This window comes from Alkalibacterium sp. 20 (genome assembly GCF_001885615.1).
GTDB lineage: Bacteria > Bacillota > Bacilli > Lactobacillales > Carnobacteriaceae_A > Alkalibacterium.
The window spans coordinates 1-1,735 of record NZ_LSRN01000093.1 but is presented as its reverse complement, the minus strand read 5'-3'; the positions used below and the strand labels follow the sequence as shown (position 1 = coordinate 1,735).

1 protein-coding gene is annotated in these 1,735 nt (G+C 40.5%); it reads right to left on the bottom strand.

Features of this window, described 5'->3' with window-relative positions; all coding sequences use genetic code 11:
• Positions 1-90: 90 nt before the first annotated feature.
• Entirely contained in the window at positions 91-1,284 is a 1,194-nt protein-coding gene (locus AX762_RS11895) for a hypothetical protein (RefSeq protein ID WP_071849324.1), read from the bottom strand.
• Positions 1,285-1,735: the final 451 nt, after the last annotated feature.

Here is a 1,735-nt window from a genome sequence, read left to right as displayed (position 1 = left end):
CTAAAAGCCTCACTCATTAAGATTGGAGTTAACTCCAATCTTAATGAGTGAGGCTTTTTTTGATGATGTTTATTCAAGCTGATACTATTTTCAGAACATAGATTTTTCCACACCAGTCGTTTGGCGACCGGAGAGAATCAAGGCACCCAGACCGGTGATCACAATGAAGAATCCGAAGATCCAGCCAACATAAGGTATCAGCATCACTAGTTCCACAATAAACAGACCTATTAATACGAGCAGGAATTCGTTGTCGAAATTCGGTTTACCGAATAACCTGAATATCGAAGCTCCGATAAATAACGCCACAATAATTCTTGAAATATACAGAGCAATGCCGTATAGCATTGCGAGTATAAAACTCATTGGGATACCGATGAGGGTAATCATCAACAGCACCAGTATAAAGGGTGTAGCGATGAGTGCTAATGCCCCTAAGCCTAAGGTCAGAAGCGGTTTAGTACTGATTGGTAGTGCATTATCGATCCAAAAGAGTGGTTTGAGTAGTTTGATCATGAACCAGACGACCAGTGCACTAAGGATACTCCATAAGGCAAATAACAACCTGAATTGCCATCTTTCTTGCTGGCTGACATTCCAATTCCATGCCATATCCCATGTATCTCGTTGATTAAATTCCGTTTGACCGGCGACTGTGGCAGTGGGGGACATATCCGCTTCTTCGGGACCTTCATAACTCAGATTCCCATCGATCGAAGCCGAATCACCAAGCATTAGTGATTCGCTGTTTATAGTAGCATCTCCACCGATTGCTCCGTTTAATGTAATAAACTCCCCGACTGCGAATAGGTGGCGTGGAACATCACCCTCAAGCATCACGTCCATTCCGGCAATGAACATGTCTCTTCCTGGTTCGGCATCTTGCTCAATAGTAATCGTTTCTCCAGCGAAGAAAACTTCTCCTTCATTCTGGCCCCTCATTTGGATGCGGGTACCGAGACCGTAGATATTGCCGTTTATTTCACCGTTGATCTGAATTGATCTTCCGGCAACGAACAGCGATCCATTGATGTCACCATTTATTTGAATTTGGTTACCGGAAACGAAAGTCGTTCCATCTACATCTCCGTCAACTTGAACGAAGTCGCCCGAAAAAAATCCCGGGCCATCTATAGTTGAACCTTGTTCCAGCGTTTGTCGAGCCTGATGGAAACCCATGTGTGTCCTTGCCGAAACGCTTCCAGTCAAGGTAACCAGCCCAATTAAAAATAATATGACGACAGAAAACCGCAAGATTTTAGATCTATTCATTTTTTTATTCATTTTAGTTAACCTCCTGAGTAACTAGTTGACTGACTGTTCACCGGTAATAGTTAGTTATGTTTACCGCTGCACCTCCTATGTTTTAGAATAAGTTGGCTATCTTTGAATAGTGTAAGAGGGATCGATTGATTAAGTTGGGATTAAAAAATAGTACAGTGGGGATGACATGGAGTAAAAGAAAGGTAGTAAGAGTAGATTGAATAAATTTTATCGCAGGGATTTTTCAACTTTATTTTACCACTTTCGAAGAAAAAGGCGTTAATGAAAGCAACTAGTTGGGGACTCGAGTTACTTCCATGTTTTTCCACTAAAAAAACAGGTTAAGTATGATCCATTTGACTAGCACACCTGAAAACCGATAAAGATATATGTATTAAAATAGTGTTTGTAATTATGTTTTTATTGATATAAAACGATTATAAAGTAACGTTACTTAATTGTAATGTAACGT

Excerpts from the sequence above, each read along its gene's own strand:
- AX762_RS11895 (WP_071849324.1), bottom strand. The coding sequence starts at position 1,284 with ATGAATAAAAAAATGAATAGATCTAAAATCTTGCGGTTTTCTGTCGTC.